This window comes from Kribbella alba (genome assembly GCF_039529635.1).
Lineage (GTDB): Bacteria > Actinomycetota > Actinomycetes > Propionibacteriales > Kribbellaceae > Kribbella > Kribbella alba.
Genome location: NZ_BAAANE010000006.1, coordinates 69,026 through 82,127 on the forward strand (window position 1 = coordinate 69,026; position 13,102 = coordinate 82,127).

Here is a 13,102-nt window from a genome sequence, read left to right on the forward strand (position 1 = left end):
ACGGGTTGCCAGACCGCTCGACAACCACCCCTCCGAGGAGACCCCAGTATGCAGATCGCCGTCGCCGGATCGATCGCGACCGACATCCTGATGACGTTCCCTGGACGTTTCAAGGACCAGTTCCTCGAAGAGCAGATGCACAAGGTGTCGTTGTCGTTCCTGGTCGACGAACTGGTCGTGCACCGCGGCGGCGTCGGCGCGAACATCTGCTACGGCATGGCCCAGCTCGGGCAGCAGTCGTTGCTGGTCGGCTCGGTCGGCTCGGATTTCGCCGACTACGGCGCCGCGCTCGAGGCGGCCGGGGTCGACATCACCCACGTCCGCATCTGCGACAACCTGCACACCGCACGCTTCACCTGTACTACGGATCTCGACGCGAACCAGATCGCCTCCTTCTACACCGGCGCGATGGCCGAGGCGCGGGAGCTCGACCTGGGCGCGATCAACACCGCGACGGGTGGCATCGACCTCGTCCTGATCGGTGCGGACGACCCGGACGGCATGCTCCGGCACACCGCGCTGGCGAAGGCGAACGGCATCGACATCGCCGCGGACCCGTCGCAGCAGCTCGCCCGGATGGACGGTGAGCAGATCCGTGAGCTGATCGACGGCGCGACGTATCTGTTCAGCAACGAGTACGAGTCCGGCCTGATGGTCCAGAAGACCGGCTGGAGCCACGGCGAGATCCTCGAGCGGGTCGGCGTCCGCGTCACCACCCACGGCGGCGACGGCGTAGTGATCGAGAACGCCGCCGGCATCATCGCCAAGATCCCCGCCGTCCCCACCCCCGGCCTGGTCGACCCGACCGGCGGCGGCGACGCCTTCCGCGCCGGCTACCTCACCGGCCGCGCCTCCAACCTCGACCACGAAGCGGCCGCCCAGATCGGTTGCACCCTGGCCACCACGGTCCTCGAAACCGTCGGCACCCAGGAGTACACCCTCGACCGCCCGGCCTTCCTCCGCCGCCTAGCCACCGCCTACGGCGACCCCGCAGCAACGACCGCCGCGAAGGCCCTGGACCTCTAAACTCCACCCGTACGCCGAACCGCCCCTCCTCCGTCGGCTCCCTCCCCGAAGGCGCCGCCTCGGATGTCTGCGCGGGCGGTTCGGCCAGCGCCCCGGATCCGCGCCAGGTGTCGGCCGTTCCCCCGGTTCCACCTACTACGACAGCCGTAGTTCGTGATGCCTTTCGGCGGGGGGCCGCGGAGGGTGGGTGCGGCCCTGACCAAGAGTGGGGGCGTGGGACAGGTAGTCGGGGCCTTGAACACGTTATTTCGTGTCCGCGGCCCCTGTTTGGTGTTCAAGGTCGCCGCTTCGTGACCGCTGGCAGTCCGGGCCCGTCCCCGCAACATCACAAACTCCGGTTAGTGCTAGGGGTAACCACCGCAGGGGGTAACGCCCTTCGGCCCGGGCGTACCCCCTTGCCCACGGCCCCCAGGCCCCGCAGGGGCAACGCCCTTCGGCCCGGGCGCACCCCGTTCCCACGGCCCGGGCCCCTCAGCTCCAGCGGAGGGGTTACCCCCTGATCTTGCGGGTTGCCCCACTTGAATCTGATGGGGCAACCCACACTTTCAGGGGGTAACCCCTCCGCGAGCGGGCGCAACCGCATCCACCGCTGAGCGAGAGCAAGCCCCTCCCTGAAACAATCACCCGCGCGCCGCGTACACCCTCCGCGTAGCTGCCTCGCGAGAACCTGCCGCCTGGCGGCCTCGCGCGGAGCCCCCTCCGCGGAGTGGCCTAGCGAGCGCTTGTGCGAGGAGATCCGCGGACTAAAGTGAACTGTACGTTCAGTTTACTTAGGAGAGATGGAAATGTCCGAAGCAGTCGCAGTCGCGTCCGGGGAATTCACCATCGGCGGCGACCTCACCGTTCGCCGACTCGGGTACGGCACCATGCAGCTCCCCGGCGAAGGCGTCTGGGGCGAGCCGCGCGACCCTGACGAGGCGGTCCGCGTACTGCGGCGAGCGGTCGAGCTCGGCGTGAACTTCATCGACACGGCCGACGCCTACGGCCCGTTCGTCGCGGACCTGCTGCTGAAGAAGGCGCTGCATCCGTACCCCGAAGGCCTGGTGATCGCCACCAAGGCCGGCTTCGCCCGTACCGGCCCCGGCGGCTGGGTCCCGATCGGCCGCCCGGAGTACCTCCGTCAGCAGGTGGAGTTGAGCCTCCGACACCTCGGCCTCGAGCGGATCGACCTGCTCCAGCTGCACCGGATCGACCCGAAGGTACCGCTGGCCGACCAGGTCGGCGAGCTGGCCACCCTGCAGCAGGAAGGCAAGATCCGCCACCTCGGCCTGTCCCAGGTGAGCGTCGCGCAGCTCGAGGAGGCGACCAAGACCGCCCCGATCGTGTCCGTGCAGAACCTCTACAACCTCAGCCAGCGCGACGACGAGCCGGTCCTCGAGTACGCCGAGCAGAACGGGCTGGGCTTCATCCCCTGGTTCCCGCTCGCCACAGGTGGTCTCGCCAAGGCCGGCGGCCCGCTCGATGCGATCGCCCGTGAGCACGACGCGAGCCCGTCGCAGCTCGCTCTCGCGTGGCTCCTCAAGCGCTCCCCCGTGATGCTGCCGATCCCCGGCACGTCCTCTGTCGCGCACGTCGAGGACAACGTCAACGCCGCCAAGATCAACCTGACCGACGACGAGTTCGCCCGGCTCACCGAGGCGGTCGATTGATGAGCGTCTGCTTCGTCACCGACGCGTCCCGTTGGGTTCGGCGCCAAGGACCACGATGATGTTTGAGCAGTCCGCTCATCCGCGCAGCCTGAAGGCCAAGGATTCGGTGCTCTGCGCAACCAAGGACCTGCTGGCCGAAGGCGGCCTGGCCGCGGCCACAGTCGACGCGATCAGCGCCCGCTCCGGGGTGAGCAAGGCAACGATTTACAAGCACTGGCCGTCCCGTACGGCGATCGCGGCCGAGGCGTTCGGCAGGGAGATGGCGGCCGAGATCCCCTTGCCTGACACGGGAAACACCGAAGCCGACCTGACCGAGCAGGTCCGCCACGTCAGCAAGTTCTACGCCGGCCGGCACGGCAAGGTGTTCGCCCAGTTGCTGGCGGCAAGTGTCACGGACCCGGCCGCCTCGCCGTACTTCCGGGAGTACTTCCTGGATGCGAGACGGGCGGCAATCGGTGAACTCTGGCAGCGCGCGCTCGACCGCGGGGACGCCAACCCGGAGATCAGCGCGGGGACGGCGACCGACGTCCTCTTCGGACCGCTGATCTTCCGGCTGATGACCGGGCATGCTCCGCTGACCGAGGAGGAGGCCGACGCGATCTCGTCGGCCGCCCTCCACGGCCTGCTGAAGCACTAGCGCGGGGAGTCAGAGCCGCGGGTCGACGGGCTCCGACTCGAGGGCGAGCACGGCGAAGACGCATTCGTGGATGCGCCAGAGCGGCTCGGCTCGAGCAGCCCGTTCCAGCGCCTCCAGTCCGAGGGCGTACTCCCGCAGCGCCATCGACCGCTTGTGCCCGAGGTTGCGGTTCCGCAGCCGCTCGAAGTTCGCAGGCTCGGTGTAGTCCGGGCCGTAGATGATCCGCAGGTACTCCTGCCCGCGAACCTTCAACCCGGGCTGCGCCAGCCCCTTCACCGCGCGGACGAGGTTCGCGGCGGGCTTGACCACCATGCCCTCACCACCGGCCTCGGTGAGCTCCTGCCACCAGGCGATGCCCTCGGCCCACGACTCCCCGTCCACGAAGAGCCGTCGGGTCTGCGTGATCAACGGAGGCGCTGCCGCGACCAGACGATCCGCCACGGCCAAGTGCCAGGCGTGCGGCTTCTCCTGGTACGTCGCCCCCTCGGAGGCAAGCACCTGGAACGGCGCCAGCCGTACTCCGTCGAGCCCTTCGGTCGGCCAGCAATACCGTCGATAGGCCTCGCTGAACAAGGACGCGTTGACCGTCCGCCGCTGGGTCCGCGCGAGCAGATCACCCACGTCAAGCCCCGCCGCGACGGCGGATTCCAGCGCAGCAGTTGCCGCAGGCAATGAAGCACGAGCCGCCGCGCCGACAGCGGCGTACTGGTTCTTCAGCAGGTCGATGGCCTTGGCGCTCCATGGCAGGAGTTCGGCGTCGAGGAGCAGCCACGAGGAGTCCAGCTCGTCGAACAGCCCGACCTCCTCGACAACCGCCCGCAACCGAAGCAGGAACTCATCGGTCAGTTCGGCATCGAAGAACGACCGACCCGTCCGGGTGTGGACGGCACCACGACCGGCCAGCCCGAACCGCTTCTCGGCCACGTCGTCGTCGCGGGTCAGCAGTACGACGGCCCGCGAGCCCATGTGCTTCTCCTCGCAGACCAGCTCGGTGACCCCTTGGCCCTTGTACGCCTCGAACGCCTGGGTCGGGTGCTCCAGCACACCCGGCAGCGGCGAGGTGGCGACCGGACTCATCGTCGGCGGCAGGTACAGCAGGAACCGCGGATCGATAGCGAAGCGGCTCATCACCTCAAGCGCCGCACCCGCCTGCTCGGCGCGCACGCTGAGCCGCCCGTGCGTCGAGGTCTCGATCACCCGGCGTCCGGTGACGTCGGTGATGTCGAGCACGTCGGGCTCGCGGGCCGCAGCAGTTGCCGCCTGCAACGGCTTGGCCGGCTCGTAGTACTGCTCGAATGCCTGCACCGAGACCAGCTCGCGCTCCGGGTACCGCAACGCGGTCAGGGCGCCGCCGAAGACACAGCCCGTGTCGAGGCAGATCGTGTTGTTGATCCACTCCGGCTCCGGCGTCGGAGTGTGCCCGTAGACGACCATCGCGCGGCCGCGGTAGTCGTTGGCCCACGGGTAGCGCAGCGGCAGGCCGAACTCATCGGTCTCACCCGTCGTCTCGCCGTACAGGCAGAAGGCGCGGACCCGGCCGGAGGTGCGGCCGTGCATCCGCTCGACCAGCCCGGCGTGCGAGACGACCAGCTTGCCGTCGTCGAACACGTAGTGCGAGATCAGCCCGTCGATGAAGGTCTCGACCGCCGTCCGGAACTCCTCCGGCTCGGCCGCGAGCTGGGCAAGCGACTCCTCCAGCCCGTGCGTGACCTTGACGTTCTTCCCGCGCAGCGCCCGGAGCAGCTTGTCCTCGTGGTTGCCCGGCACGCAGAAAGCGTGGCCGGCGGCAACCATCCCCATCACCAGCCGCAGCACGCCCGGCGTGTCGGGCCCCCGATCCACCAGATCCCCCACGAACACGACCCGACGCACCGACCCGACGGAGCCAGGGCTCGCCTGGTCGCCGACCGATGCCGGCCCGGCGGCGTACTCCGCGTCGATGGGGCGACCGTGGGCGTCCCTGGTGATCGTGTAGCCGAGGTCGACGAGCAACTGCTCGAGCTCGACGCGGCAGCCGTGGATGTCGCCGATGATGTCGAAGGGCCCGGTCTGGTCCTTCAGGTCGTTGAAGAGCCGGGTCCGTTCGATGCTGACGGCATCGATCGCCTCGAGGCCGCCAAGCATGTGCGTGCCGCGGAAGCCCTCCCGCTTGAGGCTACGCAGGCCGCGGCGAAGCTGCTGCCGCTGCCGCTGCACCACGTGCGGGCCGAACTGCCGATCAGGCCGCTGCGCGTTGCGTTCCAGGCAGACCTTCTCCGGCGGATCCAGAACGATTGCCACCGGCAACACATCGTGCTCGCGGGCCAGAGCGACCAGCTGCTTTCGCGCTTCCGGCTGCACGTTGGTCGCGTCGATCACGGTCAGTCGCCCGGCAGCCAGACGCTTGGACGCGATGTAGTGCAGCAGGTCGAATGCGTCCTTGGTGGCCGCCTGGTCGTTCTCGTCGTCCGATACCAGCCCGCGGCAGAAGTCGCTGGAAATCACCTCGGTGCCGAGGAAATGCTTGCGAGCGAAGGTGGACTTTCCTGAGCCGCTGACGCCGATCAGCACGACGAGGCTGAGCGCGGGGATGTCGATGCGCGCCATTACGCGGCCTCCTTCAGGCGAAACAGGGCGAGCTGGGTCGGCGGGCCGACCTCGGGATCATCCGGCCCGACCGCCCGGAACGACACGTCGTACCCATAGACCCGGCAGACTGACGCAGCCCAGTCCTGGAACTCCGCGCGAGTCCACTCGAACCGGTGATCCGGGTGCCGGAAGGCGCCGGCCGGCAATGTCTCGAAACGCACATTGTGCTCAGAGTTCGGCGTGGTCACCACGACACTGCCAGGACGGGCGGCGCCGAAGACTGCGTGCGCGAGAGCGGGCAGTCGCGGCGGATCGACGTGCTCGATCACCTCCATCAGGACCGCGGCATCCAGCCCAGCCAGACGTGCGTCGGCGTACGTCACCGAAGACTGGAACAGCCGCAGCCGCTCGCGCTTCCGGTCGGACATCTCGTCCACGTGCAGCCGCCGCTCGGCGTACGTCAAAGCCCGCGCCGAGACGTCGGTCGCCACCACCTCGCTGAACGAGGAGTCCTTCAGCAGTTGGGCGACCAGCACACCTTCGCCGCACCCGAGATCCGCCACCCGCCGCGCCCCGAGCTCGCGCAGAACCTCGACCACCGCAGTACGCCGCTGAACCGCCAGCGAAAACCGCCGATCCCCCTCAGCCGGCGAATCGTCGCCTACCTCGGCGAGCGGTTCCTCCTGCGAGTCGACGATCGACTCACCATCCACCTCGGCGAGGCGGTCGAGGGCCTCCAAGGCCGAGTCGGTCAGGCGCTTGCGGTGGGCCAGGTAGCGGCTCGAGATCAGCTCGCGATCCGGATGACTGCCGAGCCAGCCCTCGCCCGCACGCACGAGTTTGTCGACCTCGTCGGAACCGACCCAGTAGTGCTTGGCATCGTCGAGCACCGGCAGCAGTACGTAGAGGTGGTTCAGCGCGTCCGCCAGCCGCAGATCCCCGTGCAGCCGCAGATCGACGTACCGCGAGTCTCCCCACGAGGGGATCTCCGGATCGAGCGGAACCGGCCGCGCGTCGACGGACCACCCCAGCGGGCTGAAGAGCCGCGCGGCCATCGCCGCACCACCGCGACAGGGAAGAGCCGGCACGCGGATGTCCAGCGTCATCGCCCGCGCGGCCAGTTCGGGGCGTGCGTCGCAGCGGCCGATCATCGCAGTACGGAAGAGTTTGCCGAGGGCAACGGCGAGCAGGCTGGAAGCGGCGTACGGGCGATCGTTCACGTACTGGCCGAGCGTGAATCCCTCGGCGGCCCTGCCCTTGCCGGAGCGGACCAGGGCGATCGGGTCGACCTCCAGCAGCAAGGCGACCGTGCACCGCTCGTCCGTCGCCTCCGGGTACACGACATGCGCCGTGCCGCCGGCGACGCTCAACGACTGCGGGCGCGCCGGGTTCTTGTGCAACAGGAAGCCGAGCTCCGTCGCTGGAGCGCTGAGACCGGTCGAGGTGGTGCCGATGGTCAGGAACACTTCCGTATTCGACCACGCCACCTGTTCATCCGGCCCGTGCATTTCCACAGCGGCCTTTGTCAGAAGTACCGAATTTCAGCAGCCACCTTTGTCAGGAGGAGGCCGTGTTCCCGCCTGAAAGGGGGCGAAACGCTACTGCCGAGGCTTTTCGGCTGGCGGGCTGCGGCAGATCGAAGGTTGAGACACGCCCGGTTAGCTCTGGCGTGTCAGGCCGGTTTGGTTCTAGCTTGTTTTGCAGACAATGAGTCGCTACAGGCCGTCCTTCCCCGCTGACAGTCCGTGCCGGTCCCCCGGTTTGTGGCGAGTATCCGACCACGCCGAACCACGGGGAAAGGACCATGGCAGCTCCCTCAGGCCAACCCAGCAGGAACAGTCAGCGCGCAGCAATCACAGCCAGGACCGAAGAGGTCCGCCGGTGAAACCCCAGACTTTCGAACTCGTCCGGCACGCGGACATCAGCGGAGTCTCCGGCACCGGAACGGTCGCCGAAGGATGCGTCTTCACCGACGGATCGGTCGCCCTCCGCTGGCACGGCCAGAACCCCTCCACCGCCGTCTGGCCGGACCTCGACTCCATCCTCGCCGTGCACGGCCACTGCGGTGCGACCGTGGTGCGCTGGCTGGACGTCTCGGAGATGGAACCGGTGCCCGGCACGGACCTCCTGCCCGGCGAGGTCGCGCACATCCTCGCCACCGGCCGCCACACCCACCACCCACCGGTCGTCGCAACCGCCTGACCCACCGCCGTACTGCGCGCCCGCCCGCGCCGTCCGTACTGCGCGTCCGCCTGGCGCGGGTGATTCGTACTGCGCTGTCAGGCGTTGATGCCGGTGAGGGCGAAGAACTCCTGACGGGAGCCGGCGTTCTCGCGGAGCATGCCGTGCAGGGCCGACGTGACTGTGCGGGAACCGGGGGCGCGGACCCCTCGCAGCGACATGCACAGGTGCTCGGCCTCGATCACCACGCCGACACCCTTCGGTGCGAGCTGGTCCTGCAGCCAGTCGGCCACCTGCTTGGTCAGCCGCTCCTGCACCTGCAGGTCCCGCGCGAACAATTCGACGACGCGGGCGAGCTTCGACAGCCCGAGGATCCGCTCGCCCGGCAGATACCCGACGTGCGCCACCCCCTGGAACGGAAGCATGTGGTGTTCGCAAAGCGACTGGACCGGGATATCCCGCGCCAGCACCAGTTCGTCGTACCCCTCGTCGTTCGGGAACGTGGTCAGGTTGAACTCCCGCGGCGTCAGCAGCTCGGAGTACGCGTGCGCGACCCTGCGCGGGGTGTCGGCCAGGTGGTCGCTGCTCGGATCACGCCCGAGCGCCACCAGCAGATCCGAGATCGCCCGCTCTGCCGCCGGCAGGTCGATCTCGGCCCGCCCGCCGACGACGTGCAACGGTGGAACGGCCCCCTCGGCGACGTCGTCGTCAGGGGTGAAGGGTTCGGCCGCCGAGCGGATCGTCGTCATCTGCGCTCCTCCAACGTCAAGAGTGTTCGACTTTAGAAGCTGGTTCACTATTTAGTCAACGAAAGTTGGCTATAGACTGCCGTCGTGGACGAATCACGGCTGACCAGCGTGGTCGCCGTCGCCGCGCTGGAGGAACCGACCCGCCGGCGGCTCTACGAACACGTGGTCCGCCAGCCCGCGCCGGTCAGCAGGGACGAAGCTGCCGCCGCCCTCGAACTCCCCCGCACGACCGCCGCCTTCCACCTCGACAAGCTGGCCGACGAGGGCCTGCTGTCCGTGGTGTTCGAGCGCCGTACCGGCCGCTTCGGACCAGGTGCCGGCCGTCCAGCCAAGCTATATCGACGCTCCGACAAAGAAGTGGAGGTCTCACTCCCCGAACGCGCGTACGACGTGGCCGGCCGGTTGCTGGCCGCCGCGATCGAGGACGCCGAGGCCTCCGGAGAACCCGCTCGCGAAGCACTTGCACGCCGCTCCGACCAGTACGGCGAGACTCTCGGCCGGACAGGCCGCACCACGCGCCTCCCGACGAACGCCGACGACACACTCGCTGGGATCGACACGCTCACCAGAGTGCTCGAGGCGCAGGGATTCGAGCCTCGGCGGGACGGCAACGCCATCCTGCTGGGCAACTGCCCGTTCCACGCGCTGGCCAAGGAACATCCCGCCCTGGTCTGCGGGATGAACCAGCACCTGCTGACCGGCCTGCTCCGCGGCCTCGGTAACGCGGACTTCGAAGCCGAACTCAGCCCCGATGCCGGTCATTGCTGCGTTCGCCTCACGACGGACGCAAAGCACTAGGGCACTAGGCTCGGCGCGTGGCCAAGACCAAGCAGAGCGGGCAGGGAACCCCGGCGACCGTCGCCCTGACCAAGGCAGGGCTTCCGTTCACCACCCACGCCTACGAACACGACCCCGCCGCGAAGTCCTACGGGCTCGAAGCCGCGGAAGCGCTGGGACTCCAAGCAGCGCAGGTGTTCAAAACATTGCTCGTCGAGGTGGACGGCAAGCTCGCGGTCGGTGTCGTGCCGGTGGACAAGCAACTCGATCTGAAGGCAGTCGCGGCCGCGCTCAGCGGCAAGAAGGCAGCAATGGCCGACCCCGCGGCAGCCGAGCGGATCACCGGCTACGTGGTCGGCGGGATCAGCCCGATCGGCCAGAAGCGGCAACTGCCGACGGTCGTCGACAGCACCGCCACCGACCACGACACCGTCTACGTCTCCGGCGGCCGCCGCGGCCTGGACCTCGGCCTCTCCCCCACTGACCTGATCTCCATCACCACGGCCCGAACCGCACCGATCGCCCGCTGATCAACTGATCCGCGGTGCGGGTTGATCGGTGACGTCGGGCGGGGCGCCCTCGTCGCCGATGCGGAGGGCTCCCGTCATCAGCGACACCACCTGGCTCATCGTGGCATCGGCCGGCCGGACGACCGCCACCCGGCGGCCGAGGCGATGGACGTGGATCCGGTCGGCCAACTCGAACACCTGCGGCATGTCGTGGCTGATCAGCACGACCGGCATGCCGCGATCCCGGATCCGGCGGATGAGGTCCAGCACCTGACGCGACTCCTTCACGCCGAGCGCGGCGGTCGGCTCGTCCATGATCACCATCCGGCTGCCGAACATCGCCGCCCGCGCGACGGCGACCGCCTGACGTTGACCTCCGGAGAGGGTCTCCACGATCTGCCCGATGTGCTGCACCGTCTCGATGCCGAGGGCATCCAACTGCTCCTGGGCCTGCCGGCGCATCGAGGCCTGGTCGAGCAACCTGAACAGCGAGCCCACCGGCCCGGACCGGCGCAACTCCCGACCCAAGAAGAGATTGGTCGCTATGTCCATGGCCGGGGCCAGCGCCAGGGTCTGGTGCACGGTTTCGATCCCCGCCTGCCGGGCCTCCAGCGGCGAGTGGAACCGCGTCTCCTGACCGTCGAGCAGGATCCGGCCCTCGTCCGGGATCAGCGCGCCCGACAAGGCCTTGATCAGGCTCGACTTGCCGGCACCGTTGTCCCCGACCACGGCGAGTACCTCGCCGGCGTACAGGTCGAAGTCGGCGCCGTCGATCGCAGTCACCCGGCCGTACCGCTTGACCAGGCCGCGGGCCTGCAGAGCGGGGGTGGTCGCCGGGCTTGTTTCGGGAGCTGCTGCTGGGCTGGTCATCGTGATCTCCTGCGCGCCAACTGGTCGAACGCGACGGCGGCAATCACCAGTACGCCGGTCGCGACGTCCTGGTAGAGGCTGTCGATACCGGCCTGGGTCAGCCCGCTTCGCAGTACGGCGACGATCAACGCGCCGACCACCGTGCCGATCACGCTGCCCCGACCGCCGAACAGGCTGGTGCCGCCGATCACCACGGCGGTGATGCTGTCCAGGTTGCCCGTCTGGAAGGCGTTCGGGTCCGCGTTGGGGATCCGGCCGAGCGCCTGCCAGGCCGCGAACGCATAGATGACACCCGCGATCAGGTAGACGCTGAACCGGGTCCGGCCGACATGGATACCCGTCAGCCGGGCCGCCTCCGGATCGTTGCCCAGGGCATACACATGGCGACCCCAGGCGGTCTTGGTCAGCGCGTACCAGGCGATCGCGAACATCACCACGGCGAGTGTCATCCCGTGGGTGACCCTTAGTTGGCCGAACAGATACCCGCCCTGGCCGAGCACGCCGAGCAACGAGTCGGTCACCGGCCAGGAGTTGCCCTGCGAGTAGAGCCGGCCGATCGCGAGGATGACGGTCAGCATGCCGAGCGTCACGATGAACGGCGGCAGGTTGAGCCACGTCACCAGGCCACCGGAGACCGCACCGAGCAACGCGCAGACCCCGAACCCGACCAGCAAAGCCAGCACGGGAACGGTTCCCTCGGTCACCAGCCGAGCGAACAGCATCGTGCCGAGCACCATGATCGCGGCGTTGGCCAGGTCGATGCCGCCGGTCAGCACGATCAGGGTCTGGCCGAGAGCCAGGGTGGCGACCACGAGCGACTGCTGGACCACCAGTGACAGGTTGTCCACGGTGAGGAACGTGCTGGTGGTCGCGCTGAAGACGATCACCGCGATGATCAGCGCGCCGAGCGGCCCCAACGCGGGATTGTGCAGGAACGCGTCCGTCGTGCGGTTCCGCAGCCCTAGCGCCCCGCCGCTGTCGGTGTCGGCCGCTCGGGCCTCCGTGCGCGTCGCCATCTCAGCCCCAGCAGTTCTGGGCGCCCCACGTGCTGTCCTTGCTGTCCAGGCCCGGCAGGGGTTTGTCGGTGATCAGCTGGGCGCCGGTGTCCTGGAAGCCCGACGGTTTGGTCCCGTCCTTGCCGAAGGCAACCACCGCGTCGACGCCCTGCTCGGCCATCTTCTTCGGGAACTGCATCACGGTGGCAAGGTACTTGCCGGCCTTGACGTCGGCGACTCCCTGGCAACCACCGTCGATCGACCCGACCGCGACCTTGCCCGAGAGGCCCTTGGCTGCCAGCGCCGCTACGGCGCCGCGAGCGGCTGGTTCGTTGATCGTGTAGACGGCGTTGATGCTCGCGTTGCGCTGGAGCAGGTTCTCCATCGCCGCCTGCGCCTTGTTCTGGTCGCCGTTGGTCGGGGCGGCTCCGAGGATGGCCGGGTCGCCGTCCTTGAGGCCCATCCCCTGCAGGAAGCCGCGGTGCCGTTGCTGGTCCACCGTGCCGCCCGGCGTACCGTCCATCAGCAGCACCTTCGGGGCTGTCTGGCCGAGAGAGGCCTTGACGTACTTGCCCTGCAGTTCACCCGCGGTCACGTTGTTGGTCGCGTAGGTGGCGTCGACGGCGTCCTTCGGGTCGGTCTCGGTGTCGAGGGCGATCACCAGAACGCCCTTGTCCTTGGCCTGCTTCAGCGCGCCGAGGATGCCGGTGGAGTTGCTCGGCGTGATCAGAATGCCCTTCACGCCCTGCTGGACGAGGTTCTCGATGGCGGCCACCTGGCCCTCGTTGTCGCCGTCGAACTTCCCGGCCACCGCGATCAGGGTCGCTCCCTTGGCCTCGGCCGCGGCCTTGGCGGACTCGCGCAGTTTGACGAAGTACGGGTTGGTGTCGGTCTTGGTGACCAGGCCGACCTTGACCGGCCCACTGCTCGAGCCGCCGCTGCTGTCGCTGCCCGACTTGGTCTGGGTGCAGGCGGCGACGCTGGTCATGCACAGCACGGCCACAGCAAGATGCCACTTTCTGGGTGCCACGGATCTGCCCTCCGGGGTCCGGACGCCCGGGACCAGGACCCGAGCGGGGGTGTCGCGAAGTTAGACCCGGGCCGGAACCGCTCGCAAGCCTTTGCGCAAACCCTTGCGCAA

12 protein-coding genes are annotated in these 13,102 nt (G+C 68.6%); 6 read left to right on the forward strand and 6 right to left on the reverse strand.

Translation table 11 applies throughout. The features are described 5' to 3' along the window. The first annotated feature begins 48 nt into the window (after positions 1-48). The 3 genes from ABD210_RS17280 to ABD210_RS17290 all read left to right on the forward strand — a co-directional run bounded on the left by ABD210_RS17280 (position 49) and on the right by ABD210_RS17290 (position 3,312). Positions 49-1,026, forward strand: a complete 978-nt coding sequence (locus ABD210_RS17280; protein WP_344112585.1) for a carbohydrate kinase family protein — start codon at positions 49-51, stop codon at positions 1,024-1,026. A gap of 785 nt (positions 1,027-1,811) precedes the next feature. Then, positions 1,812-2,675: an aldo/keto reductase gene (locus tag ABD210_RS17285; protein WP_344112586.1), complete on the forward strand. Its 864-nt coding sequence runs from the start codon at positions 1,812-1,814 to the stop codon at positions 2,673-2,675. 55 nt (positions 2,676-2,730) lie between these two features. Next, positions 2,731-3,312 (forward strand): TetR/AcrR family transcriptional regulator, encoded by a 582-nt coding sequence (locus ABD210_RS17290; RefSeq protein WP_344112587.1) that lies wholly within the window; start codon positions 2,731-2,733, stop codon positions 3,310-3,312. A gap of 9 nt (positions 3,313-3,321) precedes the next feature. On the opposite strand, the gene ABD210_RS17295 is transcribed toward ABD210_RS17290, so the two are convergent. Next, positions 3,322-5,898, reverse strand: a complete 2,577-nt coding sequence (locus tag ABD210_RS17295) for a polynucleotide kinase-phosphatase (protein ID WP_344112588.1) — start codon at positions 5,896-5,898, stop codon at positions 3,322-3,324. Then, the gene (locus ABD210_RS17300) at positions 5,898-7,346 is read right to left on the reverse strand and encodes a 3' terminal RNA ribose 2'-O-methyltransferase Hen1 (RefSeq protein ID WP_344112589.1); all 1,449 of its coding nucleotides are present in this window, start codon (positions 7,344-7,346) and stop codon (positions 5,898-5,900) included. The genes ABD210_RS17295 and ABD210_RS17300 overlap by 1 nt, the downstream gene beginning before the upstream one ends. A gap of 415 nt (positions 7,347-7,761) precedes the next feature. Here ABD210_RS17300 and ABD210_RS17305 point away from each other — a divergent pair, with 415 nt between their 5' ends. Then, complete coding sequence (locus ABD210_RS17305; RefSeq protein ID WP_344112590.1) at positions 7,762-8,082, forward strand: hypothetical protein; 321 nt, start codon at positions 7,762-7,764, stop codon at positions 8,080-8,082. 77 nt (positions 8,083-8,159) lie between these two features. Here the strand turns inward: ABD210_RS17305 and folE are convergent, their stop codons facing one another. Further along, positions 8,160-8,810, reverse strand: a complete 651-nt coding sequence (folE, locus tag ABD210_RS17310) for a GTP cyclohydrolase I FolE (protein WP_344112591.1) — start codon at positions 8,808-8,810, stop codon at positions 8,160-8,162. An 84-nt stretch (positions 8,811-8,894) separates the two neighbouring features. On the opposite strand from folE, the gene ABD210_RS17315 reads away from it, so the two are divergent. Both ABD210_RS17315 and ybaK read left to right on the forward strand, forming a co-directional pair. Beyond that, positions 8,895-9,608 (forward strand): helix-turn-helix transcriptional regulator, encoded by a 714-nt coding sequence (locus ABD210_RS17315; RefSeq protein WP_344112593.1) that lies wholly within the window; start codon positions 8,895-8,897, stop codon positions 9,606-9,608. 17 nt (positions 9,609-9,625) lie between these two features. After that, entirely contained in the window at positions 9,626-10,117 is a 492-nt protein-coding gene (gene ybaK / locus ABD210_RS17320) for a Cys-tRNA(Pro) deacylase (RefSeq protein ID WP_344112594.1), read from the forward strand. Here the strand turns inward: ybaK and ABD210_RS17325 are convergent, their stop codons facing one another. From ABD210_RS17325 to ABD210_RS17335, 3 genes are read right to left on the reverse strand one after another with little or no spacing between them, the layout of a single operon-like run. Then, positions 10,118-10,966, reverse strand: a complete 849-nt coding sequence (locus tag ABD210_RS17325) for an ATP-binding cassette domain-containing protein (protein WP_344112595.1) — start codon at positions 10,964-10,966, stop codon at positions 10,118-10,120. Further along, positions 10,963-11,982 (reverse strand): ABC transporter permease, encoded by a 1,020-nt coding sequence (locus tag ABD210_RS17330; RefSeq protein ID WP_344112597.1) that lies wholly within the window; start codon positions 11,980-11,982, stop codon positions 10,963-10,965. Before ABD210_RS17330 ends, ABD210_RS17325 begins: the two co-directional genes overlap by 4 nt. A 1-nt stretch (position 11,983) precedes the next feature. After that, complete coding sequence (locus ABD210_RS17335) at positions 11,984-12,991, reverse strand: substrate-binding domain-containing protein (RefSeq protein WP_344112598.1); 1,008 nt, start codon at positions 12,989-12,991, stop codon at positions 11,984-11,986. Positions 12,992-13,102: the final 111 nt, after the last annotated feature.

What these genes read in the sequence shown, in the direction of transcription:
- ABD210_RS17280 (WP_344112585.1), top strand. Translation starts at nt 49, where the DNA reads ATGCAGATCGCCGTCGCCGGATCGATCGCGACCGACATCCTGATGACG.
- ABD210_RS17285 (WP_344112586.1), top strand. Translation starts at nt 1,812, where the DNA reads ATGTCCGAAGCAGTCGCAGTCGCGTCCGGGGAATTCACCATCGGCGGC.
- ABD210_RS17290 (WP_344112587.1), top strand. Translation starts at nt 2,731, where the DNA reads ATGATGTTTGAGCAGTCCGCTCATCCGCGCAGCCTGAAGGCCAAGGAT.
- ABD210_RS17295 (WP_344112588.1), bottom strand. Translation starts at nt 5,898, where the DNA reads ATGGCGCGCATCGACATCCCCGCGCTCAGCCTCGTCGTGCTGATCGGC.
- folE (WP_344112591.1), bottom strand. Translation starts at nt 8,810, where the DNA reads ATGACGACGATCCGCTCGGCGGCCGAACCCTTCACCCCTGACGACGAC.
- ABD210_RS17325 (WP_344112595.1), bottom strand. Translation starts at nt 10,966, where the DNA reads ATGACCAGCCCAGCAGCAGCTCCCGAAACAAGCCCGGCGACCACCCCC.
- ABD210_RS17330 (WP_344112597.1), bottom strand. Translation starts at nt 11,982, where the DNA reads ATGGCGACGCGCACGGAGGCCCGAGCGGCCGACACCGACAGCGGCGGG.